Source organism: Kitasatospora sp. NPDC056273, from assembly GCF_042268845.1.
Lineage (GTDB): Bacteria > Actinomycetota > Actinomycetes > Streptomycetales > Streptomycetaceae > Kitasatospora.
In genome coordinates this window covers 1-26,701 of the sequence record NZ_JBHJSJ010000024.1, presented here as the reverse complement: position 1 = coordinate 26,701, position 26,701 = coordinate 1, and the positions used below count along the sequence as shown (strand labels likewise).

The following is a 26,701-nucleotide window of genomic DNA, read 5'->3' as shown; positions in this document are numbered from 1 at the left end:
GGACACCCCGATGCACGTCACCCTCGCCGAGGAGCTGATGCTGCTCTCGCTGGACGACGAGTCCGGCGTGGCGAAGGACGCCGCCACCGCCGCCTGGGCCGCCGCGGGCGGCATCCTGGCCGAGCTGGTGCTGGCCGAGCGGGTCGCGATCGAGGAGGGCCGGCTCACCGTCACCGACCGCACCCCGACCGGCGAACCGCTGGTGGACGGGCGGCTGGCCCGCCTCGACGAGTGGGCCGCCGGACGCCGCTCCGGCAAGGCCAAGGCGGCCGACTGGCTGACCAGGGACCGGTCGACGGTGGTCGCCGACACCGTCGCGCGGCTGTGCGAGCGCGGCCTGGTGGTCGAGGAGCGCCGCCGCGCGCTGGGCATCCTCCCGGTCCGCCGCTACCCGGAGGCGGACGGTGGCGCGGAGCGCGAACTGCGCGCGCGGCTGGCCGCGGTGGTGCTGGACGGCGCCGAACCGGACCTGCGCACCGCAGCCCTGGTGGCCCTGCTGCACGGCTCCCGGCTGCACGGGCTGGCCTTCCCCGACCTGCCCCGCAAGCAGGTCGAGCCGCGCTTCGCTGAGATCGCCGCCGGTGACGGGGCGGCCGATTCCGTCCGCGAGGCGATCCGGGCCGTGCAGCTCACCATGGCCGCCGTCACCATCGCGACCACCGTGGCGGCGACCACCGCGGCCACCATGTGAGTGCGTCGGGCGGGTCGGGCGAGGCCCGCCCGCCCGCGTGCGTCGTACCGCTCAGAGCACCGCGGCGCCGAGGGTGATCGAGCCGAGCACCACCAGCACCCCGAGCGCGAGGAACCCGTACTCCAGCCCCGCGCGCTCCCGCCCGTCCACCAGCACCTGCCGCGGGTCCGCCGGGTCGTAGCGGACCGGGACGAAGCCGCCGTCCGGCAGCGGGTGGCGGGCGGTGGAGGGGACGGGGGAGAAGACCTCGACCACCCGGCCGTCCTCGGTCTCGAACTGGAGCAGTGGCCGCGGCGGCAGCGCGCGGTCCTCCGGCGCCGCGGCACGCTCGCGTACCAGCGCCCGCACGGGGACGCCGACCCGGCGCAGCCTCCGCAGTTCGCGCAGGCCGACCACCCCGGCGAGGTAGGCGACCACGCCGCCCAGCGCGCCGAACACCACCACGGCGAACCCGGCCGTACCGCCGCCCATCGCCGCCTCCCTCTCCGACCGTCCGACCCCGACCGATCCTGACCGACCCTGTCCGAGGCTCCCCCAGGGCTCCAGTATCGCGCGGGGAGGCACTCTTGACGCCTCGGAATGGTCCAGTCCACTCTGGGCGACGGCATGTTCCTGTCGCCACCGGCCCCGTCCTCCGGCCGGCCCCGACCACCGCAAGGAGCACCGTCCGTGACCAGGCGCCCCGTTCTCCTCGCCGCGCTCACCGTCCTCACCCTCGGCAGCGCCGCCCCCGCGGCCGTGGCCACCGACTCCGCCGCCCCGGCGGCCGTGGTCAAGGTCGGCACCGCCAAGCAGCTCCAGAGCGCGCTCGCCGCCGCCGCGCCCGGCCAGACCATCCAGCTCGCCGACGGCACCTACACCGGCACCTTCAAGGCCACCACCCCCGGCACCGCCGCCGCCCGGATCACCCTCACCGGCTCGGCGAAGGCCGTCCTCACCACCCCCACCGGCGGCGGCTACGGCCTCCACCTCGACGGCGCGAGCTACTGGACCGTCCAGGGGCTGACCGTCACCGGGGCCCAGAAGGGCATCATGGCCGACTCCGCCGACTACGTGGTCCTCGACGACGTGACGGTCCACCACACCACCATGGAGGGCGTGCACTTCCGCAACTCCAGCGCCCACGGCACGCTGCGCGGCTCGCGCATCCACGACACCGGCCTCAGCCGGGACGGCATGGGCGAGGGCGTCTACGTCGGCACCGCCAACACCCTGACCGACCACAGCGACTACGTGCGGATCACCGGGAACACCTTCGGCCCGAACATCGGCGCCGAGAACGTCGACCTCAAGGAGGGCACCGTCGGCGGCCTCGTCTCCGGCAACACCTTCGACGGCGACGGCCTCACCGGGCGCAACTACGACGACTCCTGGGTCGACGTGAAGGGCAACGGCTACGTCATCGAGAACAACACCGGCCGGCGCACCACCGACGACGGCTACCAGGTCCACAGCGTCCGGCCGGGCTGGGGCTGCGGCACCGTCTTCCGGGGCAACCGCTCCGACCTCACCGGCGCCACCGGCCCGGACCGCTACGCGATCGACGTGACCGACTACGACGCGGCGAACTGCACGGTGACGATCGGCGCGGGCAACACCGTCACCGGGGGCCGGGGGCTGGTGAACCCCGGCATCCCGGTGGGCTGAGGCCGGACCCTACAGGTCCCCGAGCGGCACCTTCGGGTCGGCCAGCGCCTTGGTGTCCACCACCCGCCCCGAGCGCACCAGTTCGCGGATCGGGTCGGTGACGTCCCAGACGTTGACGTTCATCCCCGCGAGCACCCGGCCGCCGGAGAGCCAGAACGCGATGAACTCGCGGGTGGCCGGGTCGCCGCGGAACACCACCCGGTCGTAGCCGTCGGGTTCGACGTAGCCGACGTACTCCATGCCAAGATCATATTGATCCGTGAAGAAGTACGGGACCCGGTCGTACACCGCATCGGGCTGCCCGAGCAGCGCGCGGGCGGCGGTCTGCGGCTGGTTGAGCGCGTTGGCCCAGTGCTCGACCCGGACGTGCTTGCCGAACAGCGGGTGGTAGGCGTTGGCGACGTCGCCGGCCGCGTAGACGTCCGGGTCCGAGGTACGCAGGTGCTGGTCGGTCTTGATCCCGTTGTCGACCTCCAGCCCGGCCGCTTCGGCGAGGCCGGTGGCGGGGGCGATGCCGATGCCGACGACCACCGCGTCGGCCGCCACCGTCGTGCCGTCGGCGAGCTTCACGCCGGTCACCGAGCCGCCCTCGCCGGTCAGTTCGGCCACCTTCACGCCGAGGCGCAGGTCCACCCCGTGCTCCCGGTGCAGGTCGGCGAAGACCTGGGCGACCTCCCGGCCGAGCACCCGCAGCAGCGGCAGTTCCAGCGCTTCCAGCACCGTCACCTCGGCGCTCGCCTCGCGGGCCGCGGCCGCCACCTCCAGCCCGATCCAGCCCGCGCCGATCACCGCGATCCGGGCCCCGGGCCGCAGCGCCGCCCTGATCCGGTCGCTGTCCTCGACCCGGCGCAGGTAGAGCACCCCGTCCTGGTCCGCGCCGGGCACCGGCAGTCGGCGCGGCACCGAGCCGGTGGTCAGCAGCAGCTTGGCGTACTCGATCCGGCCGTCGTCGGCGAGCGTCACGGTGTGCCCGGCCGGGTCGATCTCGGCCACCGCCGTGCCCAGCCGCAGCGTGACGTCGTGCTCCGCGTACCACTGCGGCGGGTGGACGTAGATCTTCTCCCGGGGCGTCTTGCCCTGCAGGTAGCCCTTGGACAACGGCGGCCGCTCGTACGGGCGCTCGTGCTCCTCGCCGATCAGGACGATGCCGCCCCGGTACCCGGCCTCGCGCAGCGCCTCGGCCGCCTTCGCGCCACCCAGGGACGCCCCGACGACGACGATCGGGCGCTGCCGCCCGCCGCCCGCTCCGGTGGTCCCGGTGTCCGTGCCCGCCATGCTCGACTCCTCGTTCTCCGGCCGTGGTCGGGGTCAGCCTGCCGCCGTCCGGGTGGTCTGTCGAGACCGCGCCTGGCGCGCCGCGCCGCGCTCGCCCGTACGAGTGAACGCGGGCGTCGCGAGGGTCCCGTGCGGGCCTCAGGCCGTCATCGCCTCCCTGACCAGCGCGGTGTCGGTGAACTGCTCGAAGCGCACGATCCGGCCGCCGCGCACGGTGAAGTGGTGGGCGACCCGCACCGCGAGCGGTTTTCCGGTGGCCCTGTGGACGGCCGTGTAGCGGGCCAGGACCACGACGTCCTCGCCGTCCACCACGTAGCTGTCGTCGTGCGCCGTCCAGTCGTCCCAGTCGGCGGCCAGCCGCTCCATCACGTTGGTGGTGACGCCCTTCGGGGTGCGGTAGGTGCCGCCCAGCGGGAAGCCGGCCATCTCGGTCCACTCCACGTCCTCGGCCAGGGTGGCGCGCAGCGCGGCCAGGTCGCCCCGGGCGGAGGCCAGGTACTGGCGGCGCACCACGTCGGCGGGGGACTGCGACTCCGCGAAGGAGGCGACGTCCCGGGGGATCTCGATCACCGTCCGCTCACCCCCACGCCATCTCGCCCATGACGACCTTGGTGCCGATGTCCACCGCGATCCGCAGCCCCAGCGTCGGGAAGCGCCGCTCCAGCGCCTCCTTGGCGGCGGCCGCGTCCGCGGCCCGGCCGATCTCGGTCTCGAAGGCGCGCAGGTAGGCCCGGGTGTGGTCGACGGCGTTCAGGTCCGTGGGCGCGCCGGCGATCCGGTGGCCAGCCGCCACCCAGGTCGGGTGGAGCGCCTCGATGCCGTCCAACAGGTCGATCCAGGCGGCCCGTTGGGCGGAGGTCGGGGTGTCGGCGGTCCACACGTGCAGCCCCTCGAAGAGCAGCACCCCGCCCAGCACGGCCCGGTGGTGGTGCTGCCAGAGGTAGTGCCGGTCCGGCAGGTGGAAGTCGGCGCCGCGCAGCTCGAAGCGGTGGCCCTCGAAGACCAGCTCGTCCCCGTGCAGCACCTCGGGCCGCACCAGCCGGGTGGGCAGCTCCGGGCCCAGGTGGGCCCAGGCGCGCAACTTGGACTCGTACGTCTCCTGGATGTGCTCGACGGTCGTGGCGGTGGCCAGGAAGCGGGCCCGCGGGAAGGCGTCCTGGACCTCCTGGGCGCCGAAGTAGAAGTCCGGGTCGCCGTGGCTGACGAAGACCGTGGTCAGCTCCTTGCCGCTCGCCCTGATCCGTTCCACCAGCCGGCGCCCGTCGGAGCGGGTGAACCCGGCGTCCACCAGCAGCGCGTCCTGCGGGCCGGTGACCAGGACGGAGGTCTTGTTGAGCGAGCTGTCGGGGCTGTCGATGATCTCGAAGTCGAGTGCGCTCATGCTTGATTGGTCCTTCCTCGGGCCGGTCACGCCTCGCCGTCAGCATCACCGGTCCGCGGCCCGTCCGCATCCGGAAGGCCTAGGGCCTGTCTTCAAACTCCCGGCGTCGCCCCGCAGACGCGAGTTTGAAGACAGGCCCTAGCCGCGGGTCCAGAGCGTGAGGTCGCTGCTGGTGGCCACCGCGAGGGTCCGGCCGGTCGGGGAGAAGCCGGCCGCGCGGAAGGTGGACCAGGAGGAGTCGAGGACCAGCCACCAGCTCTCGCCGTGCTCGCCCTGCCACGGCCCCCGGCCGCTGGCGAGCAGCACCCGGTGGTGCGGCCACTCCGGCGCGACCACCTCGATGTGCCAGCCCCCGTCGGCGGCGGTGTGCAGCCCGCCGCCCCACGTCCCCGCCACCGGGATGCGCACGTCCGCGACCTGGCCGAGGCCGGGGCAGGCGAGGTCCTGGCCGTCCGGGTCCTCGGCGGGTTCGTGGTCGCGGGCCAGCTTGAGGCCGGTCACCGCGTCGAACAGGCCGTGGCCGCTGTGCGAGACCGTCAGCACCAGGTCGTGCCCGCTCTCCGGGTGGACGGCGAAGCCGATGCCGAGCAGTCCGCCGACCGCGATCATCCCCCGGCCGACGGGCCGCCACGGCTCCGGCGGAGCGGTCACCCCGGCGGCCATGATCCGGTCGCGAAGGTGCTGCTGGTGCGGGGTGAGAGCCATGGGGCCGATCATCCCACCGGGGTCGGGGCCACGGCCTTCACCGCGGACCCAGCCGCAGCACCGCCAGCGCCCCCAGCGCCGTGGCGGCGGCGAGCGACGCCCACAGCGCCCCCGGTCCGGCGGCCAGCAGCGCCGTCAGCACGGCCGGCGCGGCCGCCCGCCCCACTCCCGAGGACAGCTCCCAGCGCGCCAGTGCCCGGCCGAGCAGGTGCGGCGGGGCGACGGACGCCACCAGCGCCGTCCCCGAGCCGGTGTAGAGGATCTCGCCCAGCGTGTACAGCACCGAGACCGCCGCGACGCCCGCCGCCCCCGGCACGCCGCCCAGCGAGCCGACCGCCCAGAAGGCCAGGTACGACACCGCCAGCAGTGCCCCCGAGGCCGCCAGCACGGTGTGCCGCGAACGGTCCGCCAGCTTCAGCACCAGCGCCAGCTGCAGGGCGATCACCAGCACCGTGTTGCCGACGAAGACGCCCGAGGACCAGGCCGGTGAGGCGTGCAGGTGCAGCACCAGCAGCGCGGGCAGCGCCACCTCCAGCACGTCGAAGCAGAACGCGTACGGCACGTTGGCGAGGCTCAGCAGGGTGATCCGGCGCAGCGGCTCCGCCCGCTCCCGGGTGTCCGCCGGCCGCTCCTGCCGTGGGGCCCGCACCCGCAGCGAGCCCACCAGGGCGGCCGCGACCAGGCAGGCCGCGCCTGTCACCCCGGCCAGCAGCCGGATCACACCCGTTCCGCCGCTCACCGCCACGGTGGCCAGCAGCGCGCCCGCGCCCATCCCGGCGTTGCGCAGCGACCGCCCGGCGGCCAGCGCGGCGTCCCGCAGCCGGCCCTCGGTCAGCGTGCTCACCACGGCCGCGTGGGTGGTCGGCCAGGACTGGCTGCCCACCCCGAACAGCACCGCCGCCGCGGTGAACCCCGGCTGGCCGTCCGCGAGCAGCAGCGCCAGCGCACCCGCCGCCCGCACCAGCAGGGTGACGGCGGCGGGCAGGGTGCGGGCGCCGCGGTCGATCCAGCGGCCGGTCAGCGGCACCACCAGCAGGCCCGCCACCATCCCGGCGGACAGCGCCAGCCCGGCCGCCCCCGCGCCGAGGTGCAGCACGCCGATGCCGTACAGCAGCAGGAACGGCCGCAGCAGGCCGCCGCCCACCGCGTCCACCGCCAGCGCGACGGCGTACCGGGGCCCGCCGGCGGCGGTCAGCAGGCCCAGCAGCGCGGACGGCCCCCGGCGGCCCGTGCCGATCGGCGGGGCGGGCGGCTCGCCGTGGCGGGCGGCCGCGTGGTCGTGGACGGACTTCTCCCGGATCAGGCTCATGGCCGGTACCGTCCGCCCAGGTCGGACCGCCTGGCACGCGGATTGACGCTTACCGTCAATCCGCGGCGGAGGCCGTCGGGCGGGGTGACAGGATCGAACGCGTGAGTGAGCTGAGCGAGCGAACCATCAGGAACAGCGCGTGGGCGCATGCCCCTGCGGAGCGCCGGGGGTACCCCCGGCCGGAGGCCGGGGGAGAGGCGGGCGCATGAGCCTGACGATCGACATCACCGGCCTGCCCGACGAGCGCCTGCTCTTCACGCCCTCCCCGCTCGGCGAGCTGAACGCCATGCTGCACGTGCTCGCCGAGCCCGCGCACCACCCCGCGCTGCACGGCTGGGCCGGCTGCACCGCCGCCGTGATCCCGCCCGAGCTGTCCGAACGGCTCCTGGAGGCCGACTTCCTCTGGCGCTCCTCGCGCGCCGACTTCCTCGTCCCCGGCCTGCCCGGCGCCACGCTCGACGAGGAGCTCGACGCCATCGACCGGATCGACGACGAGCTGTACGTCGCCGCCGCCCTCATCACCACCTGCGGCTCCTCCCGGCTCACCCGCCGGATGGGCTCCCCGCTCACCGACCCGGACGCCAACGAGCGGGCCCGGGAACTCGCCCTCGCCCGCGGCCCCCGGCAGGCCGCCTTCGCCGACCGGCTGCTCACCGACCCGCCGGCCGTCCGGGCCCTGGTGCGGCGGATGCTGGAGGACTGCCGGTCCGCGTTCTTCGCCGACGCCTGGCAGCGCGTCCTGCCCGACCTCGCCGCCGACGCCCGGCGCAAGGCCGACCTGCTCGCCCGCCGCGGCCTCGCCGAGGCGCTCGCCGACGTCTCGCCCTCCGTCACGCTCGACCAGGGCGGGGACGGACGGCGCCGGATCGTCATCGACAAGCTCCAGGACAGTGCCACCAGCGGCACCGACTCCGGGGGCGTCACCTTCATCCCGACCGCCTTCGGCCGCCCGCACCTGCTGGTGGTGCACGCGAGCGGCTGGCGGCCCGTCCTCCAGTACCCCGTCGCCGAGGCCGGCCTGCCCGAGCCCGTCTCGCTCGCCCTCGTCCAGCAGCGCCTGGAGGCGCTCGCCCACCCCGTCCGGCTGCGCCTCGCCCGCACCATGGCCCGCGGCCCGCACACCACCGGCGAACTGGCCTCCGCCTGGCAGCTCAGCGCGCCCGAGGTGTCCCGGCACCTGGCCGTGCTGCGCAAGGCCGGGCTGCTGACGACCCGGCGGCGCGGACGGTACATGCTCTACGAGCTCGACCTGGCGGGCAGCGCCCGGCTCGGCTCGGACTTCCTGGAGGCGGTGCTGCGGTGAGGGCCCCGCTCCGGTGGAAGCGGTGCTCCGGTGGGCGGGAACAGCGGACGAGCGGCAGGCGTTCGTCCGATCATGACCGACGACGCCGCTCCTGAGATCCTCCGCTACGCCGCCTTCGCGACCCGCCCCGAGGGCGGCAACCCGGCCGGCGTGGTGCTCGACGCCACCGGGCTGACCGACGAGCGGATGCTCGCCGTCGCCGCCGAGATCGGGTACTCCGAGACCGCCTTCCTGACCGCCGGCCCGGCCGAAGGGGCCTACCGCGTACGGTACTTCAGCCCGCTCGCCGAGGTGCCGTTCTGCGGGCACGCGACGGTCGGCGCCGCCGTCGCCCTCGCCGAGCACGTCGGCCCCGGGCGGTACGTCTTCGTGACCGCGGCCGGGGACGTCCCGGTCGGGGTCGAGCGCGGGGCCGACGGGCTGCTGCGCGCCACCCTCACCAGCGTCGAGCCGAAGGTCGAGGAGGTGCCGGCGGCCGACGTCGCGGAGGCGCTCGCCCTGCTCGGCTGGTCCGCCGCCGACCTCGACCCGGCCCTGCCGCCCCGCGTCGCCTACGCGGGCGCCCGCCACCTCGTCCTGCCGGTCGCCACCCGCGAGCGGCTGGCCCGGCTCGACTACGACTTCGACGGCCTCGCCGCCCACATGCGCGCCCGCGACCTGACCACCCTGCAGCTCGCCTGGCGGGAGGCCCCCGAGGTCTTCCACGTCCGCGACCCGTTCCCGGTCGGCGGCGTGGTCGAGGACCCGGCCACCGGCGCCGCCGCGGCCGCCTTCGGCGCCTACCTGCGGGAGCTCGGCGCGGTGACGGCCCCGGCGGTGCTCACCCTGCACCAGGGCGAGGACCTGGGCCGCCCGGGCGTCCTGCGGGTCGAACTGCGGGCCGAGGACACCCGGGTGCGGGTCTCCGGCACGGCGGTGGCGATCCGGTAGGGCCTGTTCAGGACCTCAGGGCGGGGGCTGCGGCAGGACCAGCCCGGCATCGCACCGCCCGAGCCGCTCCCAGACCACCTCGTCGATCGACAGCCGCGCGTAGCCCCGCCGGACGAGGCCCATCGCATACGTGGTCTTGCCCGCCCCGGGCAGACCGCACATCAGCACCACCGTGCCCGATCGCCGTGTCACCGGCCCAGGTTAGCCCCGGGTGGGGCGGCTCCGCCCCGTTCCGGGCGGGCGGAAATTCGTTCGCGCCGAGCCGCTCCGGTGGGCGAAGCTGCTCCGATGCAGCGAGCGAGCAACCGGACCGTGACGGTCGATCTCACCTACGGCGACGAGCACTTCGGGCAGTTGGGCCCGTTCGAGGTGGAGGTCGGCTGGTGGTCCTCGGTGGACGGGGTGGTCGCGCGGGCGACCGAGGAGGCCGGGGTGCCGGTGCTGGTGGCCCGCCTGGTCGAAGGCCGGAGCGAGGACCCGGGCCACGGCGGGCGGGTCCGCTACCACGCCGAGGCGCTGCGCCGGCCGACCGCCCTCACGGCCGGCGCCCCGGACGACGGGACGGCCGCGCTGCTCGGCCCCGCCGAGCGCCGCGCCGCCTGGGCCACGCCCGACGGCCTGCGGGAGGCGCTGGACTGGGCGGAGGCACGGCTCGCCGCCGTCGGCCGTCCGTCGGCCGGGCCCGCGCGGCAGATCCGGACCTGGAACCTCTCCGGCCTGTTCCGCCTCCCCACCGCCACCGGCGCCGACGCCTGGCTGAAGACCACGACGCCCGCGTTCAACGCCCACGAGGGCGAGGTCATCGCGCTGCTCGGCGGCGTGGACCGCGGGCTCGTGCCGACCGTCCTCGCCGCCGACCCCTCCGCTGGCCGGCTGCTGCTCGACCACGTCCCCGGCGAGGACTGCTGGAGCCCCTCCGCCGGGACGGTGGCCGACGTCGTCCCCCGCCTCGTCGCCGCCCAGGCCGCGCTCGCGGACCGCCCGGCCGACCTGGCCGGCCTGCGCGACCGCACCCCGCGCGCCCTGGCGGCCCAGCTGGCGGCCCTGTCGGACCGGTTCGCCGAGGAGACCGACCTCACGCCCGAGGAGCTGGACCGGCTGGCCGCCTTCGCCGCCGACCTGCCCGGGCTGCTGGACCGGCTCGCCGACTGCGGCCTGCCGGAGACGCTGCTGCACGGCGACTTCCACCCCGGCAACTGGCGCTCCGACGGCGCCGGCACGGTGGTCGTCGACTACGCCGACTCCTGCCTCGGCCACCCCGCCCTGGACGGGCTGCGCCCGCGCGCCTACCTCGGCGAGGAGGCCTGGCAGCACCACGTCCGGGTCTGGACGGAGGCCTGGCAGCGCCACGCCCCCGGCTCCGACCCGCGGCGCGCCCTCGAACTCGCCGAGCCGCTCTACCACCTGTCCTACGCCCTGCGGTACCAGGAGTTCCTGGACCACATCGAGCAGAGCGAACGCCCGTACCACGAGGGCGACCCGGCCGCCGAGCTGCGCGCCCTGCTGGCCTGCGGAGCGGCCGGTCGGCCCGCGTAGACTGCCGAGGTGGAACGACCGACGCCGGCCCCCGGAGCCTCCGGGACTCCCGTCCTGCCCGAGCTGCCGCTGCAGGAGCTGGAGTGCTTCGCGGTCCTCGTCCACCAGTTGCACTTCGGGCGGACGGCGGAGCGCCTCGGCGTCTCGCAGGGGCGGGTCTCCCAGCTGATCAAGCGCCTGGAGAGCAGGGTCGGCGCACCGGTGTTCCAACGGACCAGCCGCCGGGTCGAGTTGACCGAACTGGGGCGGGCGCTGGCCGAGCAGGTGGTGCCCGCCTTCGAGCGGCTCCGGGAGGGCTACGACGCGGCCCGGGCCGCCGCGGCCACCGCGCGGCCGCTGCGGCTGGGCTTCCAGTGCGCGGTGTACGAGCCGGTCGCCCGGGTGCTGGCGCGCCTGCCGGAGGGCACGGTGCAGCTGGTCGAACTGCCGTGGGCGGACCCGTTCTCGCACCTCGCCCGGGGCGAGGTGGACCTGGCGATCGTGCTCGCCCCGTGCCGGGAGCCGGGCCTGGACGTGCTGATGGAGTTCTCCCGCCAGCCGGTGTACCTGGCGGTCTCCGCCGAGCGGCGCCTCGGCGGGGCGGACGGCGCGGACGGGGTGGGCGCGGAGGAGCTGGCCGGGGTGCCGTTGATCGAGCCGCGCGGCCCGGCGCCCGAGTACTGGCGGTGGGCGCAGGCACCCCGGCGGACGCCGGGTGGGCGCGAGCTGGCCTACCCGGCGGGTGCGGCCACCATCCAGGAGGGCCTGTCGATGGTGGCCGGCACCCGTCAGGGGCTGCTGCTGTGCGAGCGCAGCACGGCGTACGTCCGGCGGCCGGACATCCGCTTCCTGCCGGTGCCCGGGCTGGGGCCGACGGCGCTGGAGGTGGTCCAGCACGAGCGGCGGCCGCACCGGCTGGCGGCCGGGTTCGTCGAGCTGCTGGCCGGGCTCCTCGACTGAGCCCGCGGGGAATCAGAGGGGCCGGTCGGGCCGCGGGCCGGGCCGGTGATCGGGCCGCCGTCAGGGCCGCCGGTCGTCGGGCCGGGAGAGCAGGGCGATCAGCAGTCCGACGGCCGCCAGCCCGGCCGCGGTGAGCAGGACGGCGCGGTTCCCGGCCCGGTCGACGACCAGTCCGCCGGCGAAGGAGCCGAGCGCGATGCCCGCGTTGAACACGCCCGCCCAGACCGCCGCCGAGGCCTCGATCCGGGCCGGGTCGGCGGTGCGGACCCAGGCCTGGGTGGAGACCGACACCCCGCCGTACGAGGCGCCCCAGACGACCAGGACGAGCAGGACGGTGACGACGCCGCCGGCGTACGCGAGCAGGGCGGCGGCCAGGGCGACGCCGGCCAGGGCGAGGACGACCGCGGTCTTCGGGCGGCGCCCGGACAGCGGGCCGAGGGTGAAGTTCCCGGCGACGCCCGCGAGTCCGTACACCAGCAGGCAGGCGGCGATCACGCCGGTGCTCAGGCCCGCGTCGGCTTCGAGGACCGGGCGGATGTAGGTGTAGCCGGCGAAGTGTCCGAGCACGACGAAGGCGGTGATCGCGATCCCGGCGGCGACGCCCCGGTGGCGCAGGGCGCCGGCCAGTCCGCCGAGCCGTCCGCGCTCGTGCACGGGCAGCGCGGGCAGGGTGGCGGCGAGGACGGCGGCGGAGGCGGCGCCGAGCAGGGCGAGCGCCCAGAACGCGGCGCGCCAGTCGAGCAGCGCGGCCAGGTAGGTGCCCAGCGGGACGCCGAGGACCGAGGCGATGGAGACGCCGGAGAAGATCAGCGTCATGGTGAGCGCGAGGCGCGGGCCGTCGGCGAGGCGCGGGCCGACGCTCGTGGCGAGGCCCCAGACGATGCCCATGGCGGCGCCGAGCAGGACGCGGCCGGCGGCCAGCACCGCGAAGTCCGGCGCCAGCGCGGTGACCGCGTTGGCCAGGCCGAGCAGCAGCATGAAGGCGACCAGGACGGTCCGGCGGTCGCGCGCGCCGACGAGCAGCGGGGCGAAGGGGGAGAGGGCGGCGGCGATCAGGCCGGTGATGGTGAGGGAGAGGCCGGTGACCCCGTCGGTGACCCCGAGGCTGTGGGACATCGGGGTGAGCAGGCCGACCGGCATCATCTCGGAGGACACCACGGTGAAGGTGGCGAGTGCGACGGCGAGGACCGGGGGCCAGCGGTGCGCGGTGGGTGGGGCGGCTGGTGGGGCGAGGGCTTCGGCGTTTGTCATAGGGCCAGCCCACCAGCGGGCGGAGGGGCCGAACAAGATCGATAAGCTCATCGACCCATGAGCCCGGCTAATCGGTTGACAGTGCCGGGAAGGCCCGGCGGCTTCGGGAAGCGCGCCGACGGCGCCCGCCGCGAACGACCGCGGTCGGGCGCCACCGGCGCCGGGTCACTCCGCCGGGGCGATCCGGTAGCCGCCGCGCGCCGAGTGGAGGCTGAGCGCCTCGACCGGGCAGTAGTCCACGGCCTCGCTCAGCCCGTCCGTCAACTCCGCGCCGCCGTCCGCGTACCCGGCCAGCGGCGCGGCCAGTCCGTCGGCGCCGAGGGCCAGCGAGTCGGGGGCGCTGAGGGCGCACATCCCGGAGCCGATGCAGCGGTCCCGGTCGACCCGGACGAGCACCGGATCGGTGTCCGCGCGGCCCGTCACCAGACCACCCGCAGGGAGTTCGGGCTGCGGGTGAGCAGGCCGCGCCGCCAGTCGATCCGCTCGACCGGGTCGGCCAGCCGCAGCGCGGGCAGCCGGCGGGCCAGCCGGTGCAGGGCGAGTTCCAGCTCCATCCGGGCCAGCCAGGCGCCCAGGCAGTGGTGCGGGCCGGCGCCGAAGGTGAGGGTGGGAGCGGCCAGCGGGGAGAACAGCTCGGTGCGCAGGTCCCCGGTGAAGATCTCCGGGTCGTGGTTGGCGGCGGCCGCGTCGGCGGCGACCACGCTGCCGGCCGGGATGACCACGCCGCCGATCTCGACGTCCTCGACGGTGCGGCGCATCAGCCCGGGCAGGTGCTCCTGGGGGTCGCCGAGCGGGACGGCGCGCAGCAGCTGCTCGGTCGCGGCGACGGCGCTGGCCTCGTCGGAGGCGAGCCGCTGCCAGGCCTCGCGGTCGTCTTGGAGCAGGTAGACCAGGGCGTTGCCGAGGCTGGTCATGGTGGTCTCGTGGCCGGCCACGACCAGGCCGATGACCAGCGCGACCAGCTGGCCCTCGGTGATCGAGCCGTCCTCGGCGGCGGCCGCGAGCAGGCCGCTGACCAGGTCCTCGCCGGGGGCGGCCCGGCGCTGGGCGATCACCTCGGAGCCGAAGGCGGCGAACTCGGTCATCGCGGTGGCGATCGCCTCGGCGCTGTAGGCGGTGGCGGAGAGCGCGTGGTCGCTCCAGTGCGCGAGCCGCTTGCTGTCCAGGTTGTCCAGGTTCATCAGCCGGCTGATCACCGCGACCGGCAGCGGGCGGGAGTAGCCCGCGATGATGTCGGCGGGGGAGCCGTGGTCGATCAGCTCGTCGATCAGCGACTCGACGGCCGAGGCCACCCACGGCCGCCAGCGCTCGATCGCGCGCGGGGTGAAGGCCCGCTGCACGGTGCGGCGCAGCCGCTGGTGCTCGGTGCCGTCGATGTTCAGCATGCTCTGGGGATCGTCCAGGATGTTGGGCGTGACCGTGACCGGCGGGGCGTCCGGCGCGTAGAGCGGGGCGCGGCCCAGCCGCGGGTCGGTCAGCACCTGGCGCACGTCGGCGTGCCGGCTGACCAGCCAGACCGGCGTGCCGGTGGGCAGCGCGGCGAGGCGGGGCGGGCCGGGTTCGAGCCGGCGCATGCAGTGCAGCGGGGGGAGCGGGGCGGTGCCGGCGCTGGTCGCACTGTTCTCGGTGGACATCCGTACTCCAGACTCCAGGACGGTGGGCCGCGGGGCGCGACCCGACGGGGGGTGAATCCGGGGATGGTGCGGGGGACGGGTGATGCGGCCGGCTGGCGGCTCGACACGGGCCGGGGTTCGGTCGGGCTCCTACGGGGGGAATTGCGGGGGTCTGGCGCGAAATGTGCGGCGGCGCACGGTCGGTACGCATCCGGCGCGGCCGGCGCAGGGTCACGCGCCGACGGGTGGGGCGGGTGTGCTGAGCGTGGTCGCTTGGACCGTCTCAGCTACGACCGTACGTGGCTGGCGGGGCGCCCGTCTGCGGCACTTCCAGCCAACGCCGGTGCTTTCCGGGCACTTCGAGGCGCACGGACGGGCGCTCAGTGCCACCTATGCGCCCCCACCGCCACGGCCGCGCCGGACTGTCGCCGGGCCCCCGGCGGATACCCGGCCGGCACGTGCCACCGGAGAGGTCGTGAGCCGCTTCCACGCCGGCGGACAGGCCGTCGGCGGGTGGGGTGGGCCCCTAGCACACCGTGCCGCGGAGGATCGCCCCGGGCGCTCCGCCGGTGGGCGGCCGGGTGGGCGATACGCTTCGTGGGCAGTTCGTCTTGCAGTCGTTTGTCGCAGGTCAGACCGGTGCAGAGCCGCACCGGCAGACGGAGGTGGAATCGGATGCCCCAGCAGGTCAAGGCAGTCATCGCGCGCGCCAAGGGCGCGCCCGTGGAGGTGGCCACGATCGTGGTGCCGGACCCTGGCCCGGGTGAGGCGGTGGTCCGGATCCAGGCGTGCGGCGTCTGCCACACCGACCTCCATTACCGGGAGGGCGGCATCAACGACGAGTTCCCGTTCCTGCTCGGCCACGAGGCCGCGGGCATCGTGGAGTCGGTCGGCGAGGGCGTCACCGAGGTCGAGCCCGGTGACTTCGTGGTCCTCAACTGGCGCGCGGTGTGCGGCCAGTGTCGCGCGTGCAAGCGGGGCCGCCCGCAGTACTGCTTCAACACCCACAACGCCAAGCAGCGGATGACGCTGCTGGACGGCACCGAGCTGTCCCCGGCGCTGGGCATCGGCGCGTTCGCCGAGAAGACCCTGGTCGCGGCCGGCCAGTGCACCAAGGTGGACCCGGCGGCCGAGCCGGCCGTCGCGGGCCTGCTGGGCTGCGGCGTGATGGCGGGCCTCGGCGCCGCGATCAACACCGGCAACGTCGGCCGGGGCGACTCGGTCGCGGTCATCGGCTGCGGCGGCGTCGGCGGCGCGGCCGTGATGGGCTCCCGGCTGGCGGGCGCGGCGAAGATCATCGCGGTCGACATCGACGACCGCAAGCTGGAGACCGCCCGCAAGCTGGGCGCCACCCACACCGTCAACTCCCGCACCACCGACCCGGTCGAGGCGATCCGCGAGCTGACCGGCGGCAACGGCGCGGACGTGGTGGTCGAGGCGGTCGGCCGCCCGGAGACGTACAAGCAGGCCTTCTACGCCCGCGACCTGGCCGGCACCGTCGTCCTGGTCGGCGTGCCGACCCCGGAGATGACGCTGGAGCTTCCGCTGCTCGACGTCTTCGGCCGCGGCGGCGCGCTGAAGTCCTCCTGGTACGGCGACTGCCTGCCCTCGCGGGACTTCCCGATGCTCGTCGACCTCTACCTCCAGGGCCGCCTGGACCTCGGCGCCTTCGTCACCGAGACCATCGGGCTGGACGCCGTGGAGCAGGCCTTCGAGCGCATGCACCAGGGCGACGTCCTCCGCTCGGTGGTGATCCTGTGACCGCGCGGATCGACCGGCTGGTGACCGCCGGGACCTTCGAACTCGACGGCGGCAGCTGGGAGGTGGAGAACAACGTCTGGATCGTCGGGAACGACGAGGAGGCGGTGGTGATCGACGCCGCGCACGACGCCGAGGCCATCGAGGCCGCGCTCGGCGGGCGCCGGCTGCTGGCGATCGTCTCCACCCACGCGCACAACGACCACATCGACGCGGCCCCGGCCCTCGCCGACCGCACCGGTGCGCCGATCCTGCTGCACCCGGACGACCTGCCGCTGTGGAAGCTCACCCACCCCGAGCGGCTGCCGGACGGCGAACTGGCCGACGGCCAGCGGATCGAGGTGGCGGGCACCGAGCTGACGGTGCTGCACACCCCGGGCCACGCGCCGGGCGCGGTCTGCCTGTACGCGCCCGCGCTGGGCACCGTCTTCACCGGCGACACCCTGTTCCAGGGCGGTCCCGGTGCCACCGGCCGGTCGTTCTCGCACTTCCCGACGATCGTCGACTCGATCCGCGAGCGGCTGCTGACGCTCCCGGCCGAGACCGTGGTGCGCACCGGCCACGGCGACCCGACCACCATCGGCGCCGAGGCCCCGGCCCTGCCGGAGTGGATCGCGCGCGGGCACTGACGCCGCTGCCCGTACGGCCCCCGGGGAACGACCGTTCCCCGGGGGCCGTACGATCGCGGGCATGGCCCACGACCCGCGCGACCTCGACGAATCCTTCCTCGCCTTCTGGCGGGAACGGCACATCTCCACGCTGACCACCACCCGCCCGGACGGCACGCCGCACGTGGTGCCGGTCGGTGTGACGTACCAGCCGGAGACGGGGACCGCCCGGGTGATCACCAGCCGCACCAGCCGCAAGGCCCGCAACGTCGCCGAGGCCGGGCCCGAGGGCCTGCGCGTCGCGGTCTGCCAGGTCGCAGGGGCTCGCTGGTCGACGCTGGAGGGCGTGGCGGTCGTCCGGGAGGAGCCCGAGCAGGTCGCCGAGGCGGAGCGCCGGTACGCCGAGCGCTACCGCGAGCCGCGGGTCAACCCGGACCGGGTGGTCATCGAGATCGCCGTCGACCGCGTCCTCGGGCGGGCCTGAGCGCGCCGGCCGGGAGGGACGGGCCCGGGCCGGCCGCTGCTCCGGAGGACGGGTCCGAGTGCGCCTGCTCCGGAGCGGGCCCGAGCGTGCCCGCTCCGGAGGGCGGCCCGGGCGCCGCTGTTCCGGAAGCGGAACTCCGACTTCTGGTACCGGTGTTGCCGCCGTTGCCGGACGGGCGACGGCGGTGTCCCGTCGCCCTCAGCACGGGAATTGCCCCATACGGTAAGGGAATCGTCACTGTCGGTGACGTGAATGTGACATTAAAGATTCCGAACTTGCCTCTGCTACTTCTTCCACGGCGGCGCATTGGTGTGATCTGATTGGCGGTGCACGGTCAATGCGAGGCGATGGGGGAGTACTGCACCCGCCTCGGCAGCTCGGGGGGAACGACACCGGGTGCGCGATTCCGCCGCACCTGAATGTGAGCACTCGGGAGGGGGGAATGGATCGGTGTGCGGGCGTGCCGGACGGCAGCCCGACGTTCTCCGGTCGGAGCTACGGTACCGGTAGTCCGCACGTGCGGCCAGGGGTGGCCTGACGGTCCCGGGTAGCGGCTCGTCGACGCCTTTTCGGGCGTTGCGGAGCCGGCCTCTTGGGCTGCCCATTCACTGCCGCCGGTGGCGGAAACAGCGACACCCCGCCGAACCGTCCTGATGTCGGCCCTTGAACCGGGCCGCGCGAATTCCCTGGCGACCCGGCACGACGACCCCCCGCGGGTCGATGACCGTGTTCTCGGGTCAGAGGTTCTGATCACGATTCAACTTGCCCCGGGGCGACCACGGAACCACGCCGTGGCGCTCCGTCATGAGGAAGGTGCATCGAGTCATGTCTTCTGCAAGCACCGCGCCACAAGAACTGGAATGGACCCTCGAGGAGGGCAAGCCGGCGACCCTGGTCGTCCCTCGATTCGAAGGCGCCGAAGCGGCCTGCGCGTGGCTGAACGCGATCCTGCCCGACCTCCGTACCGCGCTTCAAAGGTACGGCGCGCTGTACCTGCGCGGCCTCCCGGTCGCCTCCGTCGAGGACTTCGCGCTCGTCCGGGACGTCCTCATCCCGCAGCGGACGCCCTACCGGGAGAAGGCGACGCCGCGCAGCAGCTTCGGCAACGACGTCTACTCGTCCACCGACCTGCCGCCGGCCCAGTCGATCCGGATGCACAACGAGAACAGCTACACCCTGACTTTCCCCGGGCTCCTGATGTTCGCCTGCCTCATCGCCCCCGAGGAAGGCGGGGCGACGCCGGTGGCGGATTGCCGGGAGGTCCTGCGGCACCTGCCCGCCCCCCTGGTCGAGCGCATTCGCTCCCACGGCTGGACCCTGCACCGGAGCTACTCCGAACACATCTCCGTGAGCTGGGAAAAGGCATTCGCGACCGAGCGCCGCGAGGACGTCGAGCAGTACTGCGCGGAGAACCTGATCTCCTGCCGCTGGGACGGCGAGGGAAATCTGAAAACGGTGCAGCGGCGGCCCGGTATCGTCCGGCACCCGGCCACCGATGAGGAGGTCTGGTTCAACCACATGGCCTTCTGGAATTCCTGGTCATTGGACGAGGAACTCCGCGAGACGCTCCTGGACGAATTCGGCGCGGACGGCCTGCCGTTCGAAACCGGCGTGGCCGACGGGAAGCCCCTGACCCGGGACGAGCTCGAGCTCATCAACACCGCCTACGCCGAGGCCACGGTGCGTCAGGCCTGGCAGCCGGGCGACGTCATGCTCGTCGACAACGTGCTCACGGCGCACGGCCGCGACCCGTTCCGGGGCGACCGGAAGATCGTCGTCGCGATGGGCAACCCCGTCGAGCTCGACGACTGCCGGCCCACCGTGGCGGCCTCGGCGGAGACCGGCGGTGCCGCGTGAGCATCACCGAGGAGCCCCTGGCCCCGGCAGCCCGGACCGTACCCGTCGACCCGATGGTCCGCTTCCGGCGGGCGGTCGAATCGACCCCGGACCGGATGGCCGTACGCGGGACCGACCGCACCCTGACCTTCGCCGAACTCGACCAGGACGTACGGCAGTTGGCCGGGCGGCTGGCCGAGCTCGGGCTCGGCCGCGGCGCCCGGGTGGGCGTCAGCATGCACCGCGGCGCGGACCTCGTCGTCGCCCTGCTCGCCGTGTGGCGGATCGGCGGCGCCTACGTGCCGCTGGACCCGGCCTACCCGCAGGAGCGCCTCACCCACATGGTGACGAGCGCCGGCCTGCGGACCGTCCTGGCGGAGCCCGGCAACGGTCCCGCCTGGCCCGCCGGAGTCGACGTCCTCACCCTCGCGGACGCCCTCGCCGCGCCGGCCGCGGACGCGCCGGCGGCACAGGCCGCCCCGGCCGACCCGGCGTACGTGATCTTCACCTCCGGCTCGACCGGGACGCCCAAGGGCGTCGAGGCCACCCGGGGCGGCGTGGCCGCGCTCGCCGCGGACCTCGAGGACGCCGGCTTCTACGCCGACCGGCCGCGCGTGGTGGCCTGGAACGCGAGCATCTCCTTCGACGCCTCCGTCCAGCAGTGGGCCCGGATCTGCCGGGGCGACAGCATCGTGGTGATCGGCGAGAACGAGCGCACCGACCCGGCCGTGCTGCGCGCCCTGCTCGACGAGCACGCCGTCGACGACCTGGACCTGACGCCCTCGCACTGGGAGGTGCTGCGCGAGGCCCTCCTCGCCCCCACCGCCGACGGCCGCGTGCTGCGGCTGTTCATGGGCGGCGAGCCGGTGCCGGCCGAGGTCTGGCGGGAGCTGGGCGAGGCCCGCGCCGCCGGGACGGTCGAGGCGATCAACCTGTACGGCCCCACCGAGTGCACGGTGGACGCCACCGCGGGCTGGATCACCGGCGAGGGCCCGCACATCGGCCTCCCGCTGCCCGGGTTCACCGCCCACGTGCTCGACGAGCACCTGCGCGCCGCGCCCGTCGGCGAGCCGGGCGAGCTCTACCTGGCCGGGCTCTCCGTGACCACCGGCTACGTCGGCCGGCCCGCGCTGACCGCGCAGCGGTTCGTCGCCGATCCGACCGGAACCGGCCGCCGGATGTACCGCACCGGCGACCGGGTGCGGCTGCGCCCGGACGGCGCCATCGACTACCTCGGCCGGGTCGACCGGCAGATCAAGATCCGCGGCTACCGGGTGGAACTGGGCGAGATCGAGGCCGCGCTCGCCGCGCACCCGGGGGTCAGGACCGCCGCCGTCGTCCTGCACGGCACCGCGACCGCCGGCGACCAGCTGGTCGGGTACGTCGTGCCCGAGGGCGGGAGCGCCCCGCACACCCGGGAGCTCCAGGAGCACCTGGGCGGCCTGCTGCCGTCGTTCATGGTCCCGTCGGCCTTCGTCACGCTGGAGGCCATGCCGCTGAGCGTGAACGGCAAGGTGGACCACGGGGCCCTGCCCGCCGTGGACGAGGCCCTGTGGGCCGACGGCGGACAGGAGGCCGGGGACGAGCCGCAGGGCGAGTTCGAGACCCTGATCGCCGGCGTGTGGTCCGAGGTGCTCGGCCGGCCGCGGATCAGTCCCACCGACAACTTCTTCTCGCTGGGCGGCCACTCGCTCATCGCGCTGCGCGTCATCGGCCGGCTGAAGAAGCAGTTCGGCATCACCGTGTCCACGAAGGAGGTCTACCAGCACCCCGAACTGCGCGGGCTGGCGGCCTTCGTGGAGTCCCGTCGGACGGAGGGCAAGTGAACACCGCACAGGACACCACCGTCATCAGCATCCGGCGCCCGGAGGGAGCCGCGCTGACGCTGATCTGCCTGGGCTTCTGCGGCGGCGGGACGGCCTCCTACCACCTGTGGGGCGACGCCGTCCCGGCCGACATCGCCCTGTCGGCGATCTGCTACCCGGGCCGGGAGGGCAGGTTCCTGGAGGACTTCGCCACCGACTGGGAGGAGCTGGCCCAGGACGCCACCGCGGCCGTGCTCTCCGCCGTCGACGGCCCGTACGTGCTCTTCGGGCACAGCATGGGCGGCTGGATGGCCTTCGACGTCGCCGCGCGGATCGAGAGCGCCGGCGGGCCGCTGCCGCTGAACCTGGTCGTCTCCTCGGCCAACGCGCCCGCCCGCGGGCTGACGCCCCGCGACATGTTCCCGTCCCAGCAGGACGACGACGACGGCCTGCTGCTCTGGATGAAGACCCACGGGCTGATGCCGGCGCACGTCCTGGAGGACCCCGAACTCCAGGAGATGGCCGTCGAGTTGATGCGCGCCGACATCCGGGTCCGGGACACCTTCCGGTACACCGAGGGCGCCACCGTCAGCATGCCGGTGCAGATGCTCTCGGGCGCCGACGACGACGTCATCGAGGCCAACGCGGGCGAGCAGTGGCGCGCGCTGGCCCTGGGCGAGTACCGCCACGACGTCCTTCCCGGCGGGCACTTCTACACCCCGGAGGTCTGGAAGACGCTGCCCTCCAGGATCGCCGCCCTCGACCCGAGCGAGAGGAGCCGGCGGTGAGCACCGACGCCACCCTCGACGTGATCGTCAGCGGCACCGAGTCGGACTCCCACACCTGGAACCTCGTCTTCCTCCAGCTCCAACTGGAGGACTGGGGACACCGGGTGCGCAACCTCGGCCCGTGCCTGCCGGGCGCGGAACTGGCGGCGGAGTGCCGGCGCGAGGCCCCCGACCTCATCGTGCTCAGCAGCGTCAACGGCCACGGCGAGAGCGACGGGCTGTCCGCCGTCGCGGAGCTGCGCGCCGTCCCGGAGCTCGCCGACACGCCAATCGTCATCGGCGGGAAGCTCGGCACCGGCCGGCAGCTGCAGGCCGGGGCGGGCGGCGGGGGCGGCGAGTCCATGACGCGCCGGCTGCTGGACGCCGGGTTCTCCGCGGTCTTCCACGAGTCGGCCGGACTGCCGGAGTTCGAGCGGTACGTCTCCGCCCTCGGCGCCGTGAAGGCGGGGCGGACCGGCCGCGTCCTGGAGGAGCTCCGCGCCGCCCCCACGCCATGAACGACGCGCCGGTCAACGCGTTCGCCGACTTCGTCCGACGGTCGCACGCCCGGGGCAACCTGGTGGTGCAGCCGCGGATGGGCTTCGGCGACCCGCTGGCCATGCGGGAGGGGCTGGTCGCCGTCAAGGCGGCCAACGCCACCACGGTCGGCACGATCACCCTCGACAGCTACACCCGGCTCGGCAAGCTCGCCGACGCCCGGCGGGCCGTCGACGGCGGCGGCGACCTCAACGGGTACCCGATCAGGACCCACCCCCCGGCGACCAACCGGGGGGTGCTGGAGGGCGTGCGCGAGCGCGACTTCCCGGTCCAGGTGCGGCACGGCTCGGCCAGCCCCTACGGCATCATCGCCGCCTCGCTGGAAGCGGGGCTCGACACCACCGAAGGCGGCCCGGTCTCCTACTGCCTGCCGTACGGCCGCCTGCCGCTGCGCGAGGCGGTGCGGAACTGGGAACGGTCCTCCGAGCTGATGGTCCGGGCCCGCGACGGCGACGTCGAACCGCACGTCGAGACCTTCGGCGGCTGCATGCTCGGCCAGCTCTGCCCGCCCAGCCTGCTGGTGGCGATCAGCGTCCTGGAAGGCGTGTTCTTCCGCCAGCACGGACTGCGCAGCATCTCGCTGAGCTACGCGCAGCAGACCAACGCCGAGCAGGACCGGGAGGCGGTGCTGGCCCTGCGCCGGCTCGCCGACGCGCTGCTGCCGGACGTCGACCGCCACATCGTGATCTACAACTACATGGGGGTCTACCCCGGCACCCGCTCCGGTGCCCTGCTGCTGCTCGAGCAGGCCGCCGAGCTGGCGGTCCGCACCGGGGCGGAGCGGCTCATCGTCAAGACGGCGGCCGAGGCGCACCGCATCCCCACCGTCCGGGAGAACGTCGAGGCCCTGGAGATCGCGGCGCTGGCCGCACAGAACGCGGGCGGATCGGCGCCGGCCGACACCGGGGCGGGCAGCGAGGTCCTGGACGAGGCGACCGCGCTCGTGGACACCGTCCTCGGCCTGAACACGGACGTGGGCGCCGCCCTGGTGGAGGCGTTCGCCCGGGGACTGCTGGACGTCCCGTACTGCCTGCACCCGGACAACGCCGGGCGGGCCAGGAGCTACATCGAGTCCGACGGGCGGCTGCGCTGGTCGCACACCGGCGCCCTGCCCGTCCGGCCGTCCGGGCGATCCGCCGGCGACCGCTCGATGAGCGCCTCGGACCTGCTCCGGGCCCTGTCCCACGTGGCGCGGTCGTTCGACGAGCGCGCCGCCACCACGCTGGACCGGCTCCCCGGGATCCCCGGCTGAACCCCCTGCCACAACCGCAGAACCAGAGACCGCAGGACCAGAGAACCGAAGGAAGAGACCCCTTGACCAGCGAGTTCGAGTCTGCACGGCCCGGTGCACTGCCGGACCACCTCAAGAACCCCGTGACCCGGTCCGTGCTGCGGATCCAGAACCAGATCGTCCAGGCGGGCCGCGAACTACTCCTCAGCGAGGGGTTCGTGGAGCTGCTGCCGCCGATCATCGGACCGGTGACGGACCCGGGTGGCCGGGGCGCCAAGCAGGTGGACGTCGACTTCTACGGCCACCGCTACAAGCTGATGACCAGCGCGATCCTCTACAAGCAGGCGTCGCTGCTCGCCTTCGACAAGGTGTTCTACGTCGCGCCGAACGTCCGGCTCGAACCCCTGGAGACCGCGAACATCGGCCGCCACCTGGCGGAGTTCCACCAGTTCGACGTGGAGATCGCCGGCGCCACCCAGCAGGACGCGATGGGGGTGGCGCAGTCCATCGTGACCGCGGCGGTCGAGCGCGTGGTGCGGACGCTGGGCGACGACCTGGACGCCCTGGGCCGCGACGCGGACGCCTTCACCCCGCTGCTCACCCGCGACACCCCCTTCGAGCGGATCAGCCACGGCGAGGCGATGGCCGAGCTGGCACGGCTGGGCCACGAGCAGAACCACGACGCCGAGATCGACTGGCAGGGCGAGGGCCTGCTCTCGCACAAGTCCGACGCGCCGTTCTTCATCGTCGACTACCCCAAGGGCTCACGCGGCTTCTACGACCGCGAGGACCCGCAGCGCCCGGAGGTCCTGCGCAACTTCGACCTCATCGCCCCCGAGGGCTTCGGCGAACTGATCAGCGGCAGCGAGCGGGAGTTCGACTACGCGCGGATCATCGCCCGGATGCGGGAGAGCGGCGAGAACCCGGCCAAGTACGAGTGGTACCTGAAGATGGTCCGCGAGGGCATCCCGGGCAGCGCCGGCTTCGGGATCGGCATCGAGCGGCTCACCCGCTACGTCGCCGGGCTGGACGCGGTCTGGCAGGCCACCCCGTTCCCGAAGGTCCCCGGGGTGGTCTCGCCGTGAGTGGGGTGCTGAGCGCCCCGGGGTTCCCGGAGGCCGCGATCCGGTCCCGGGCCAGGGAGGGCGCCGCCCGCGCGTTCCCCTCGACGGACGGCTACGGCCTGACGCTGTTCGGCGCCGGCGGCACGGGCGGCGAGCCGCGGACGGCGGCGCCCCGCGGCGGGGACGCGCTGGACGCGATGCGCCTGGTCCCGCCGGTCTTCGTGCCCCAGCGGCTGGAGAAGCTCACCGACCTGGCCCGCGAACCGCTCTACGGCGACGTCGAACTCGCCACCGACATCGGCGGGTTCCGCTCGTCGCTGCCGGTGTACGTGTCGGCCTTCGGCTCCACCCAGGTCGCCTCCTCCGGACTGGGCCTGGCGGCCAGCCGCCAGGCCGGACGCCTGGGCATCCCGCTGGTCATCGGCGAGAACGTGGTGCCGACCAACGGCTTCGCCGGCGCCTCCGGCAGCGGTTCCGCTGACGCCTCCGCCGACACCGGCGACAGCATGCTCGCCCGGCTGCGCGCCTACGAGCAGGAACTCCCGGACGACATGGGCGGGTTGGCGTTCCAGCAGAGCACCGAGGACGCGGACGCCGAGGTGTGGAACCAGATCTACAGCGCCCCGGCCGCGAAGGCGCTGCTGGAGTCCGGCCGCCTGGCCTTCGAACTCAAGGTGGGGCAGGGCGCCAAGCCCGGGCTCGGCGGGATGACGGTGCTGAAGCGCTCGGTGGCGGCGCAGCTGGCGGATCGGTACAGCACCGACGAGAGCGTCTTCGCCGACGGGCAGGGCGAGGACGACCGGGTACTGCGGTCCAGCAGCCCGGGCACGTTCACGGCGGAGATCCTGCGCCAGCAGATCCGGTTCATGCGCAACAACTATCCGCGCGCGCGGATCTGGGTGAAGCTCCCGCCCGGGCGCGACATCCACGAGGCGGCGGTCGTGGCCTGGGCGAGCGGCGCGGACTCGGTGACCGTGGACGGCGCCGAGGGCGGCAGCGGCTGGGCGCCCAGCAGCTTCCTCGACCAGGTGGGCCTGCCGCTGGGCGAGTGCCTGCGCCGGCTGGGGCCGCCGTCCAGGTCGCACTGCCTGCTGGCCTCGGGCCGGATGTGGGAGGGCGCCCGGGCCGCGAAGGCCCTGGCGCTCGGCGCCCGCGCCGTCGGGCTGGGCCGGGCGGCCCTGCTCGCGGCGGACGAGGACCCGCAGGACGGCATCGCCCGGCTGGTCGCCTGTCTGGCCTTCGAACTGCGGCTGCTGATCAGCGCGTTGGGCAAGTACACGCCCGCCGCCCTGGACCCGGAGGACGTCTGGCTCCCGGAAACGGCCGGGCCGTACCTCCACCCGTAGGACACGGGGCGCCGCCCCTTCGCTTGCGTGAACGTCCGATCCGTCCATCCCGCACGTCCTGTGCATCCCGTACCTCCCGTACAGAAGGAGAACCGCTGTGACGAACCCGTTCGAGGACGCCGAGGGCCGCTACCTGGTCCTGGTCAACGACCAGAACCAGCACTCCCTGTGGCCGAACGTGCTCGCGGTCCCGGCCGGCTGGACCACGGCCTTCGGCGAGAACGACCGCCAGGCCTGCCTGGAGTACATCGAGCAGCACTGGACCGACCTGGCGCCGCGCCCGACGACGGTCGGCTGACCCGCGGTCCCGGACCCCTTTTCCTCCATTCCGTTCGCACACCCGCGTGCGGCCCCGGCCAGGTGACGAGGCACCTGGCCGGGGCGGCCGGTCACGCGCATCGATCACCGCCGGATAGGCACCAGAGGGAGATTCCCAATGATGTTGTCAAGCCAGGGCGGTGACGCCTCGTGACTGCCTTACTGCGCTGGGGCGGCGTTCTTGGGCGCAACTGCATCGAAGGTGCGGCTGTCGCGTATGAGGGCCCAGAGCACGTTGAGACGGCGCCTGGCGAGGGCCAGGACGGCCTGCTTGTGGGACTTGCCCTCGTCGCGCTTGCGCCGGTAGAACGCCTTCGAGACGGGGCAGTGGACAGCGGCGACCTGG

27 protein-coding genes and 1 pseudogene are annotated in these 26,701 nt (G+C 74.3%); 17 read left to right on the top strand and 11 right to left on the bottom strand.

Translation table 11 applies throughout. The features are described from left to right. Window positions 1–10 precede the first annotated feature (10 nt). Window positions 11–691 (top strand): GPP34 family phosphoprotein, encoded by a 681-nt coding sequence (locus ACFCY1_RS22090; protein WP_375875702.1) that lies wholly within the window; start codon window positions 11–13, stop codon window positions 689–691. 51 nt (window positions 692–742) lie between these two features. On the opposite strand, the gene ACFCY1_RS22085 is transcribed toward ACFCY1_RS22090, so the two are convergent. Continuing rightward, window positions 743–1,162, bottom strand: coding sequence for a DUF3592 domain-containing protein (locus ACFCY1_RS22085; RefSeq protein WP_117492909.1), 420 nt, complete (start codon window positions 1,160–1,162; stop codon window positions 743–745). 198 nt (window positions 1,163–1,360) lie between these two features. Between ACFCY1_RS22085 and ACFCY1_RS22080 the strand changes: the two genes are divergently transcribed. Continuing rightward, entirely contained in the window at window positions 1,361–2,338 is a 978-nt protein-coding gene (locus ACFCY1_RS22080) for a right-handed parallel beta-helix repeat-containing protein (protein WP_259316993.1), read from the top strand. Window positions 2,339–2,347: 9 nt separating this feature from the next. Here ACFCY1_RS22080 and ACFCY1_RS22075 read toward each other — a convergent pair whose 3' ends face one another. The 5 genes from ACFCY1_RS22075 to ACFCY1_RS22055 all read right to left on the bottom strand — a co-directional run bounded on the left by ACFCY1_RS22075 (window position 2,348) and on the right by ACFCY1_RS22055 (window position 7,008). After that, window positions 2,348–3,613 carry an NAD(P)/FAD-dependent oxidoreductase gene (locus tag ACFCY1_RS22075; protein WP_375875701.1) on the bottom strand — a complete coding sequence of 422 codons (1,266 nt, stop codon included), beginning with the start codon at window positions 3,611–3,613 and terminating at the stop codon, window positions 2,348–2,350. A 138-nt stretch (window positions 3,614–3,751) separates the two neighbouring features. Next, window positions 3,752–4,183: a nuclear transport factor 2 family protein gene (locus tag ACFCY1_RS22070; RefSeq protein WP_369808330.1), complete on the bottom strand. Its 432-nt coding sequence runs from the start codon at window positions 4,181–4,183 to the stop codon at window positions 3,752–3,754. Window positions 4,184–4,190: 7 nt separating this feature from the next. Continuing rightward, window positions 4,191–4,994, bottom strand: a complete 804-nt coding sequence (locus ACFCY1_RS22065; protein WP_049655396.1) for an MBL fold metallo-hydrolase — start codon at window positions 4,992–4,994, stop codon at window positions 4,191–4,193. Between the two features lie 138 nt (window positions 4,995–5,132). Next, window positions 5,133–5,699, bottom strand: a complete 567-nt coding sequence (locus tag ACFCY1_RS22060) for a hypothetical protein (protein ID WP_049655393.1) — start codon at window positions 5,697–5,699, stop codon at window positions 5,133–5,135. 37 nt (window positions 5,700–5,736) lie between these two features. Further along, window positions 5,737–7,008, bottom strand: a complete 1,272-nt coding sequence (locus tag ACFCY1_RS22055) for an MFS transporter (RefSeq protein ID WP_375875700.1) — start codon at window positions 7,006–7,008, stop codon at window positions 5,737–5,739. Between the two features lie 205 nt (window positions 7,009–7,213). Here ACFCY1_RS22055 and ACFCY1_RS22050 point away from each other — a divergent pair, with 205 nt between their 5' ends. Together ACFCY1_RS22050 and ACFCY1_RS22045 are read left to right on the top strand one after the other, a co-directional pair. Further along, a complete protein-coding gene (locus tag ACFCY1_RS22050; protein WP_375875699.1) occupies window positions 7,214–8,311 on the top strand; it encodes a DUF5937 family protein in 1,098 nt (365 codons plus the stop codon). 72 nt (window positions 8,312–8,383) lie between these two features. Then, on the top strand, window positions 8,384–9,241 hold the full coding sequence (locus tag ACFCY1_RS22045; RefSeq protein ID WP_049660217.1) for a PhzF family phenazine biosynthesis protein: 858 nt from the start codon (window positions 8,384–8,386) through the stop codon (window positions 9,239–9,241). A 15-nt stretch (window positions 9,242–9,256) separates the two neighbouring features. On the opposite strand, the gene ACFCY1_RS22040 is transcribed toward ACFCY1_RS22045, so the two are convergent. After that, window positions 9,257–9,433 carry an AAA family ATPase gene (locus tag ACFCY1_RS22040; protein ID WP_234348702.1) on the bottom strand — a complete coding sequence of 59 codons (177 nt, stop codon included), beginning with the start codon at window positions 9,431–9,433 and terminating at the stop codon, window positions 9,257–9,259. A 96-nt stretch (window positions 9,434–9,529) separates the two neighbouring features. On the opposite strand from ACFCY1_RS22040, the gene ACFCY1_RS22035 reads away from it, so the two are divergent. Next, window positions 9,530–10,777 carry an aminoglycoside phosphotransferase family protein gene (locus ACFCY1_RS22035; RefSeq protein WP_375875698.1) on the top strand — a complete coding sequence of 416 codons (1,248 nt, stop codon included), beginning with the start codon at window positions 9,530–9,532 and terminating at the stop codon, window positions 10,775–10,777. A 9-nt stretch (window positions 10,778–10,786) separates the two neighbouring features. Further along, window positions 10,787–11,716: a LysR family transcriptional regulator gene (locus ACFCY1_RS22030; protein ID WP_375875697.1), complete on the top strand. Its 930-nt coding sequence runs from the start codon at window positions 10,787–10,789 to the stop codon at window positions 11,714–11,716. A gap of 60 nt (window positions 11,717–11,776) precedes the next feature. Here ACFCY1_RS22030 and ACFCY1_RS22025 read toward each other — a convergent pair whose 3' ends face one another. From ACFCY1_RS22025 to ACFCY1_RS22015, 3 genes are all read right to left on the bottom strand, one after another. Then, window positions 11,777–12,967: an MFS transporter gene (locus ACFCY1_RS22025; protein ID WP_375875696.1), complete on the bottom strand. Its 1,191-nt coding sequence runs from the start codon at window positions 12,965–12,967 to the stop codon at window positions 11,777–11,779. A 165-nt stretch (window positions 12,968–13,132) separates the two neighbouring features. Continuing rightward, entirely contained in the window at window positions 13,133–13,390 is a 258-nt protein-coding gene (locus ACFCY1_RS22020) for a ferredoxin (RefSeq protein ID WP_074005728.1), read from the bottom strand. Then, entirely contained in the window at window positions 13,387–14,601 is a 1,215-nt protein-coding gene (locus ACFCY1_RS22015) for a cytochrome P450 (RefSeq protein ID WP_049652220.1), read from the bottom strand. The genes ACFCY1_RS22020 and ACFCY1_RS22015 overlap by 4 nt, the downstream gene beginning before the upstream one ends. Before the next feature lie 654 nt (window positions 14,602–15,255). Here ACFCY1_RS22015 and ACFCY1_RS22010 point away from each other — a divergent pair. From ACFCY1_RS22010 to ACFCY1_RS21960, 11 genes are all read left to right on the top strand, one after another. Then, window positions 15,256–16,341, top strand: a complete 1,086-nt coding sequence (locus ACFCY1_RS22010) for an S-(hydroxymethyl)mycothiol dehydrogenase (protein ID WP_049652219.1) — start codon at window positions 15,256–15,258, stop codon at window positions 16,339–16,341. Then, complete coding sequence (locus tag ACFCY1_RS22005) at window positions 16,338–16,967, top strand: MBL fold metallo-hydrolase (RefSeq protein WP_117492917.1); 630 nt, start codon at window positions 16,338–16,340, stop codon at window positions 16,965–16,967. Before ACFCY1_RS22010 ends, ACFCY1_RS22005 begins: the two co-directional genes overlap by 4 nt. 61 nt (window positions 16,968–17,028) lie before the next feature. Further along, a complete protein-coding gene (locus ACFCY1_RS22000) occupies window positions 17,029–17,430 on the top strand; it encodes a pyridoxamine 5'-phosphate oxidase family protein (RefSeq protein ID WP_049652217.1) in 402 nt (133 codons plus the stop codon). 825 nt (window positions 17,431–18,255) lie between these two features. Further along, window positions 18,256–19,287, top strand: a complete 1,032-nt coding sequence (locus tag ACFCY1_RS21995; protein ID WP_117492918.1) for a TauD/TfdA family dioxygenase — start codon at window positions 18,256–18,258, stop codon at window positions 19,285–19,287. After that, window positions 19,284–21,092, top strand: coding sequence for an amino acid adenylation domain-containing protein (locus ACFCY1_RS21990; protein WP_375875695.1), 1,809 nt, complete (start codon window positions 19,284–19,286; stop codon window positions 21,090–21,092). The genes ACFCY1_RS21995 and ACFCY1_RS21990 overlap by 4 nt, the downstream gene beginning before the upstream one ends. Continuing rightward, on the top strand, window positions 21,089–21,859 hold the full coding sequence (locus tag ACFCY1_RS21985) for a thioesterase II family protein (protein ID WP_117492919.1): 771 nt from the start codon (window positions 21,089–21,091) through the stop codon (window positions 21,857–21,859). Before ACFCY1_RS21990 ends, ACFCY1_RS21985 begins: the two co-directional genes overlap by 4 nt. Continuing rightward, the gene (locus ACFCY1_RS21980) at window positions 21,856–22,356 is read left to right on the top strand and encodes a cobalamin B12-binding domain-containing protein (protein ID WP_074005722.1); all 501 of its coding nucleotides are present in this window, start codon (window positions 21,856–21,858) and stop codon (window positions 22,354–22,356) included. Before ACFCY1_RS21985 ends, ACFCY1_RS21980 begins: the two co-directional genes overlap by 4 nt. Then, window positions 22,353–23,648, top strand: a complete 1,296-nt coding sequence (locus tag ACFCY1_RS21975) for a methylaspartate mutase (RefSeq protein ID WP_375875694.1) — start codon at window positions 22,353–22,355, stop codon at window positions 23,646–23,648. The genes ACFCY1_RS21980 and ACFCY1_RS21975 overlap by 4 nt, the downstream gene beginning before the upstream one ends. 62 nt (window positions 23,649–23,710) lie before the next feature. After that, the gene (locus ACFCY1_RS21970; protein WP_375875693.1) at window positions 23,711–24,712 is read left to right on the top strand and encodes an asparagine synthetase A; all 1,002 of its coding nucleotides are present in this window, start codon (window positions 23,711–23,713) and stop codon (window positions 24,710–24,712) included. Next, entirely contained in the window at window positions 24,709–26,037 is a 1,329-nt protein-coding gene (locus ACFCY1_RS21965) for a glutamate synthase-related protein (RefSeq protein WP_375875692.1), read from the top strand. The genes ACFCY1_RS21970 and ACFCY1_RS21965 overlap by 4 nt, the downstream gene beginning before the upstream one ends. A gap of 97 nt (window positions 26,038–26,134) precedes the next feature. Continuing rightward, entirely contained in the window at window positions 26,135–26,335 is a 201-nt protein-coding gene (locus ACFCY1_RS21960) for an MbtH family protein (RefSeq protein ID WP_049652209.1), read from the top strand. A gap of 179 nt (window positions 26,336–26,514) precedes the next feature. Here ACFCY1_RS21960 and ACFCY1_RS21955 read toward each other — a convergent pair. Further along, window positions 26,515–26,701: pseudogene (locus tag ACFCY1_RS21955) on the bottom strand (IS110 family transposase); the annotation flags it as partial.

What these genes read in the sequence shown, in the direction of transcription:
- ACFCY1_RS21975 (WP_375875694.1), top strand. Translation starts at nt 22,353, where the DNA reads ATGAACGACGCGCCGGTCAACGCGTTCGCCGACTTCGTCCGACGGTCG.
- ACFCY1_RS22065 (WP_049655396.1), bottom strand. Translation starts at nt 4,994, where the DNA reads ATGAGCGCACTCGACTTCGAGATCATCGACAGCCCCGACAGCTCGCTC.
- ACFCY1_RS22025 (WP_375875696.1), bottom strand. Translation starts at nt 12,967, where the DNA reads ATGACAAACGCCGAAGCCCTCGCCCCACCAGCCGCCCCACCCACCGCG.
- ACFCY1_RS22090 (WP_375875702.1), top strand. Translation starts at nt 11, where the DNA reads ATGCACGTCACCCTCGCCGAGGAGCTGATGCTGCTCTCGCTGGACGAC.
- ACFCY1_RS22060 (WP_049655393.1), bottom strand. Translation starts at nt 5,699, where the DNA reads ATGGCTCTCACCCCGCACCAGCAGCACCTTCGCGACCGGATCATGGCC.
- ACFCY1_RS21995 (WP_117492918.1), top strand. Translation starts at nt 18,256, where the DNA reads ATGTCTTCTGCAAGCACCGCGCCACAAGAACTGGAATGGACCCTCGAG.
- ACFCY1_RS22035 (WP_375875698.1), top strand. Translation starts at nt 9,530, where the DNA reads ATGCAGCGAGCGAGCAACCGGACCGTGACGGTCGATCTCACCTACGGC.
- ACFCY1_RS22075 (WP_375875701.1), bottom strand. Translation starts at nt 3,613, where the DNA reads ATGGCGGGCACGGACACCGGGACCACCGGAGCGGGCGGCGGGCGGCAG.
- ACFCY1_RS22015 (WP_049652220.1), bottom strand. Translation starts at nt 14,601, where the DNA reads ATGTCCACCGAGAACAGTGCGACCAGCGCCGGCACCGCCCCGCTCCCC.
- ACFCY1_RS22000 (WP_049652217.1), top strand. Translation starts at nt 17,029, where the DNA reads ATGGCCCACGACCCGCGCGACCTCGACGAATCCTTCCTCGCCTTCTGG.
- ACFCY1_RS22055 (WP_375875700.1), bottom strand. Translation starts at nt 7,008, where the DNA reads ATGAGCCTGATCCGGGAGAAGTCCGTCCACGACCACGCGGCCGCCCGC.
- ACFCY1_RS22085 (WP_117492909.1), bottom strand. Translation starts at nt 1,162, where the DNA reads ATGGGCGGCGGTACGGCCGGGTTCGCCGTGGTGGTGTTCGGCGCGCTG.
- ACFCY1_RS22010 (WP_049652219.1), top strand. Translation starts at nt 15,256, where the DNA reads ATGCCCCAGCAGGTCAAGGCAGTCATCGCGCGCGCCAAGGGCGCGCCC.
- ACFCY1_RS22050 (WP_375875699.1), top strand. Translation starts at nt 7,214, where the DNA reads ATGAGCCTGACGATCGACATCACCGGCCTGCCCGACGAGCGCCTGCTC.
- ACFCY1_RS22045 (WP_049660217.1), top strand. Translation starts at nt 8,384, where the DNA reads ATGACCGACGACGCCGCTCCTGAGATCCTCCGCTACGCCGCCTTCGCG.